Annotated in this window: 5 protein-coding genes; 1 reads left to right on the plus strand and 4 read right to left on the minus strand. The window is 62.2% G+C overall.

From position 1 onward, the window contains the following. Window positions 1–54: 54 nt before the first annotated feature. The 4 genes from lpdA to ACW9JE_RS28070 are packed head-to-tail and all read right to left on the minus strand — an operon-like array spanning window position 55 to window position 5,038. Window positions 55–1,437 (minus strand): dihydrolipoyl dehydrogenase, encoded by a 1,383-nt coding sequence (lpdA, locus tag ACW9JE_RS28055; RefSeq protein WP_457434608.1) that lies wholly within the window; start codon window positions 1,435–1,437, stop codon window positions 55–57. Window positions 1,438–1,455: 18 nt separating this feature from the next. Further along, the gene (locus tag ACW9JE_RS28060) at window positions 1,456–2,742 is read right to left on the minus strand and encodes a dihydrolipoamide acetyltransferase family protein (protein WP_457434609.1); all 1,287 of its coding nucleotides are present in this window, start codon (window positions 2,740–2,742) and stop codon (window positions 1,456–1,458) included. Further along, window positions 2,743–3,801: an alpha-ketoacid dehydrogenase subunit beta gene (locus tag ACW9JE_RS28065; protein WP_224535305.1), complete on the minus strand. Its 1,059-nt coding sequence runs from the start codon at window positions 3,799–3,801 to the stop codon at window positions 2,743–2,745. It lies immediately after the preceding gene. A gap of 1 nt (window position 3,802) precedes the next feature. Then, window positions 3,803–5,038 (minus strand): thiamine pyrophosphate-dependent enzyme, encoded by a 1,236-nt coding sequence (locus ACW9JE_RS28070; protein WP_457434610.1) that lies wholly within the window; start codon window positions 5,036–5,038, stop codon window positions 3,803–3,805. Between the two features lie 185 nt (window positions 5,039–5,223). Between ACW9JE_RS28070 and bkdR the strand changes: the two genes are divergently transcribed. Further along, entirely contained in the window at window positions 5,224–5,712 is a 489-nt protein-coding gene (bkdR, locus tag ACW9JE_RS28075) for a Bkd operon transcriptional regulator BkdR (protein WP_175377262.1), read from the plus strand. Window positions 5,713–5,795 lie beyond the last annotated feature (83 nt).

Consider the following 5,795-nt stretch of genomic DNA (forward strand, 5'->3'; position numbering starts at 1 on the left):
GGCAGTGCATTGCAAATGTGGGAGCGAGCCTGCTCGCGATTGCCGCGCTGCGGTTCAGATGTGCAACGCGTGGCCGAGGGCCCGCAACGCCGCTTCCTGCACCGCCTCGCCCAGTGTCGGGTGGGCGTGGATGGTGCCGCCGATGTCTTCCAGGCGCGCGCCCATTTCCAGGCTTTGCGCGAACGCGGTGGACAGTTCCGAGACGGCGGCACCCACCGCCTGCCAGCCGACGATCACATGATTGTCGCGACGGGCGACCACGCGCACGAAGCCGCTTTTGGACTCCAGCGTCATGGCCCGGCCATTGACGGCGAACGGGAAGCTGGCGACGATGCAGTCCAGACCCGCGGCATTGGCCTCGTCCGGCGTCATGCCGACTACCACCAGTTCCGGATCGGTGAAGCACACGGCGGCGATGGCGGTGGGGTTGAACTCGCGGGATTTGCCGCTGATCAGCTCGGCCACCATTTCGCCCTGGGCCATGGCCCGGTGGGCGAGCATCGGTTCGCCGCTCAGATCACCGATGGCATAAACGTTGCGCATGCTGGTCTGGCAACGGTTGTCGACCTTGATCGACGCACCGTTCATCTCCAGGTTCAGCGCTTCGAGGTTCCAGCCCTGGGTGTTCGGCTTGCGGCCCACGGCCACCAGCACCTGATCGGTTTCCAGATTCAAGGTGACGCCTTGCTGGTCCAGAACCTGCAGAGTATTTTCAGTTGAATCAAAGCCTTGGACGCTGTGCTTCAAGTAAAGCTTTACGCCAAGCTTGCGCAATTCTTCCTGCACCGGATGGGTCAGTTCGGCGTCGTAGGCCGGCAGGATGCGCTCTTGGGCTTCGACCACGCTGACGTCGGCACCGAGCTTGCGATAGGCAATCCCCAGTTCCAGGCCGATGTAACCACCGCCTACCACGATCAGACGCTTGGGCACGGCAGTCGGCGTCAGGGCTTCGGTGGAGGAGATGACCGGCCCGCCAATCGGCAGCATCGGCAGGTTCACGCTTTTCGAGCCGGTGGCCAGCACCAGGTGCTCGCACTGGATGCGGGTATCGCCCACATCAACGGTTTTGCCGTCGACCACCTTGGCCCAGCCCTGAATCACCTGGACCTTGTTCTTTTTCAGCAGCGCGGCGACTCCGGTGGTCAGGCGATCGACGATGCCGTCCTTCCACTCGACGCTCTTGCCGATGTCCAGAGTCGGCGCGGACACGTTGATGCCCAGCGCCGAATGCTGGTTGTGGTGGCGGGTCTGATGGAATTGCTCGGCGACATGAATCAGCGCCTTGGACGGAATGCAGCCGATGTTCAAGCAAGTACCGCCCAGTGATTCGCCCTCGACCAGAATGGTCGGGATGCCCAGCTGGCCGGCACGGATCGCCGTCACATAACCGCCAGGGCCGCCGCCGATGATCAGCAGTGTGGTGTTCAAAGTTTGCATGCAGCTCTCCACCGGAAATCAGTCCACAAACAAAGTGGCGGGTTGTTCGAGCAGGCCACGCACGGCCTGGATGAAGAGTGCCGCGTCCATGCCGTCGACCACGCGGTGATCGAACGAGCTGGAGAGGTTCATCATCTTGCGGATCACCACCTGGCCTTTGATCACCATCGGCCGTTCGACGATCTTGTTCACCCCCACAATCGCCACTTCCGGCAGGTTCAGCACCGGGGTGCTGACGATGCCGCCCAACGCGCCGAGGCTGGTCAGGGTAATGGACGAGCCGGACAGCTCATCGCGGCTGGCCTTGCCGTTTCGCGCGGCGGTAGCCAGGCGGGAAATCTCCGCAGCGCTGTCCCACAGGCTGCGCGCTTCGGCGTGACGCACCACCGGCACCATCAGGCCGATATCGGCCTGGGTGGCGATGCCCACATGCACCGCGCCGAGACGGGTGATCACCTGGGCTTCGTCGTCGTAGCGGGCGTTGATCTGCGGGAAATCGCGCAGGGCGACGACCAGAGCGCGGACCAGGAACGGCAGCAGGGTCAGCTTGCCGCGGGTCGCGCCGTGTTTTTCGTTCAGGTGCGCACGCAATTCTTCGACAGCGGTGACGTCGATTTCCTCGACATAGCTGAAGTGCGCGGCGCGCTGGGTGGCTTCCTGCATGCGCTGGGCAATCTTGCGGCGCATGCCGATGACCTGAATCTGCTCTTCATCGTTGCGCTGCACATAGGCGCTGCTCACGGACGAAGCATTGGACTGGCCCTGCGCCAGATAGGCATCGAGGTCTTCATGCAGTACGCGACCGGCCGGGCCGGATCCGCGCACGAGACGCAATTGAATACCAAGGTCCAGCGCATGTTTGCGCACGGCCGGGGAGGCCAGCGGACGCTCATCAGCTGTGCGCGCGACCATCGGAGCCTGGCAAACCGGAGTCGGACGCGGGGCAGCCACCGGAGCGGGTTTGCTTTCGACGACCGCATCTACCTTGGGCGCGGCCACTGGCGCTTCCTTAACGGCAGCGGCAGGCGCCGCCTGTTGTGCGGACTCCTTGACGTTGCCCGCACCTTCCACTTCGATGCTGATCAGCACGCTGCCGACCGCCATCACTTCACCCGGCTGACCGCCGAGGGCAATCACCTTGCCATGCACCGGCGATGGAATGTCCACCATCGCCTTGTCGGTCATGACGTCGGCCAGCACCTGATCTTCGACGACCATGTCGCCAACCTTGACGTGCCATACCGACAGTTCAACTTCTGCAATGCCTTCACCAATGTCCGGCATTTTAATAACGTGCGTGCCCATTCAGACCTCCATGACCCGTTTCAAAGCCGCGCCCACTCGGGACGGACCGGGGAAATACGCCCACTCTTGCGCGTGCGGGTAGGGGGTGTCCCAACCGGTGACGCGTTCGATCGGCGCTTCCAGGTGATGGAAGCAGTGCTCTTGCACCAATGCGGCCAGTTCGGCGCCGAAACCGCAGGTGCGGGTCGCTTCGTGGACGATCACGCAACGGCCGGTTTTCTTCACCGACTTGGTGATGGTTTCCAGGTCCAGCGGCCACAAGCTGCGCAGGTCGATGACCTCAGCGTCGACACCGCTTTCTTCAGCGGCCACTTGCGACACATAGACGGTGGTGCCGTAGGTCAGGATGGTCACATCCTTGCCCGGGCGGGTGATGGCGGCGACGTCCAGCGGCACGGTGTAGTAACCGTCCGGAACCTGCGCTGCCGGGTGTTTCGACCACGGGGTTACCGGGCGGTCGTGGTGGCCGTCGAACGGGCCGTTATAGAGGCGCTTTGGCTCGAGGAAGATCACCGGATCATCGTTTTCGATGGAGGCGATCAGCAGGCCCTTGGCGTCGTAGGGGTTGGACGGCATGACAGTACGCAGGCCGCAAACCTGGGTGAACATCGCCTCGATGCTCTGGCTGTGAGTCTGGCCGCCGTAGATGCCGCCGCCGCAAGGCATGCGCAGGGTCATCGGCGCGGTGAACTCGCCAGCCGAGCGATAACGCAGACGCGCGGCTTCGGAGATGATCTGGTCGGAAGCCGGGTAGACGTAGTCGGCGAACTGGATTTCGGCGACCGGACGCAGGCCGTAGGCACCCATGCCCACGGCGACGCCGACGATGCCGCTCTCGGAGATCGGCGCGTCGAACACCCGCGAGGTGCCGTACTTGTTCTGCAGGCCTTCGGTGCAACGGAACACGCCGCCGAAGTAACCGACGTCCTGGCCGAACACCACCACATTGTTGTCGCGCTCAAGCATCACGTCCATGGCCGAGCGCAGGGCCTGGATCATGGTCATGGTGGTCGTGGTCATGGCGGTATCCAGCTGAATATTGTTGTTGTGATCGTTCATGTCAGATCCCCAACTGCTGACGCTGGCGCTTCAAGTGCTCCGGCATCTCTTTATAGACGTCTTCGAACATGGTCGCGGCGCTTGGAATCTGGCCGCCGGCGAGGGTGCCGAACTGCTCGGCCTGCTTCTGCGCGGCGATCACTTCGGCTTCAAGCTCGGCGCTGACGGCGGCGTGTTCCTCTTCGGACCAGTGGCCAACCTTGATCAGGTGCTGCTTGAGACGCGCAATCGGGTCACCCAGCGGGAAGTGGCTCCAGTCGTCGGCGGGACGGTATTTGGACGGATCGTCGGAGGTCGAGTGCGGGCCGGCGCGGTAGGTGACCCATTCGATCATGGTCGGGCCGAGGTTGCGCCGGGCGCGTTCGGCGGCCCAGGCGGAAGCGGCGTAGACCGCGTAGAAATCGTTGCCGTCGACCCGCAGCGAGGCGATGCCGCAACCGACGCCACGACCGGCGAAGGTGGTGGCTTCACCACCGGCAATCGCCTGGAAAGTGGAGATCGCCCACTGGTTGTTCACCACGTTGAGGATCACCGGCGCGCGGTACACGTGGGCGAAGGTCAGGGCCGTGTGGAAGTCGGACTCGGCGGTGGCGCCGTCGCCGATCCAGGCCGAAGCGATTTTCGTGTCGCCCTTGATCGCCGAGGCCATGGCCCAACCGACGCCCTGGACGAATTGGGTGGCGAGGTTGCCGGAAATGGTGAAGAAGCCGGCATCTTTGACCGAATACATGATCGGCAGCTGGCGGCCTTTGAGCGGGTCCTTCTCGTTGGACAGCAACTGGCAGATCAGATCCACCAGCGGTACGTCACGAGCCATCAGGATGCTTTGCTGGCGGTAGGTCGGGAAGCACATGTCATCGATGTTCAGTGCCAGCGCTTGGGCGCTGCCGATGGCTTCTTCGCCGAGGCTCTGCATGTAGAAGGACATTTTCTTCTGGCGCTGGGCGACCACCATGCGGTTGTCGTAGATCCGCGTCTTGAGCATGGCGCGCATGCCTTTACGCAGGATCTCCACCGGCACGTTTTCGGCCCACGGTCCCAGGGCATTGCCCTGATCATCGAGCACGCGAATCAGGCCACGGGCCAGGTCAGCGGTGTCCGAGGGTTCTACGTCGACAGGTGGCTTGCGCACGGTGCCGGCATCGGTCAGGTGCAGGTAGGAGAAGTCGGTTTTACAGCCCGGGCGGCCCGAGGGTTCAGGGACGTGCAGGCGCAGCGGTTCATACGCTTGGGTCATGGCTTCTACGCTCGATCTTGTGAATTTCTTGTAGTGAGCTGACAGATTTCGTTCGATGGAAGAAATCTTGTCCTACAACAATCATAGGCCCGGCCAAGGAGAATATTTCTCTCTGTTTCGTTGCGCTAAAGACTATTTGCAGATAAAAAATCTGCACACGAATAAAAAACAGGTGTTTTTGTCTCATGCGCAAACTTGACCGTACCGATATAGGCATTCTCAACAGCCTTCAGGAGAATGCGCGCATCACCAACGCTGACCTTGCGCGTTCGGTGAACCTGTCGCCGACACCGTGTTTCAACCGGGTCAAGGCGATGGAAGAACTGGGGGTGATTCGCGAGCAGGTGACGCTGCTGGACGCCGACATGCTGGGGCTGCATGTGAACGTGTTCATCCATGTCAGCCTGGAAAAGCAGGTGGAGAGGGCGCTGCAGCATTTCGAGGAGGCGATTTCCGATCGCCCGGAGGTGATGGAGTGCTACCTGATGGCCGGTGATCCCGACTATCTGATTCGGGTATTGGTGCCGAGTATCCAGTCGCTGGAGCGCTTCATGATGGACTTTCTGACCAAGGTGCCGGGGGTGGCGAATATCCGTTCCAGCTTCGCGCTCAAGCAGGTGCGCTACAAGACGGCGCTGCCGTTGCCGGCGAACGGACTGACCCTCGATATCTGAACGAAACCCCTGTAGCAGCTGACGAGCACCGCGAGGCTGCGTCCGCGATATTCCTGACACCGATGTCATTCAGGTCGATCGCT

It is taken from the genome of Pseudomonas sp. SDO55104_S430, assembly GCF_054070595.1.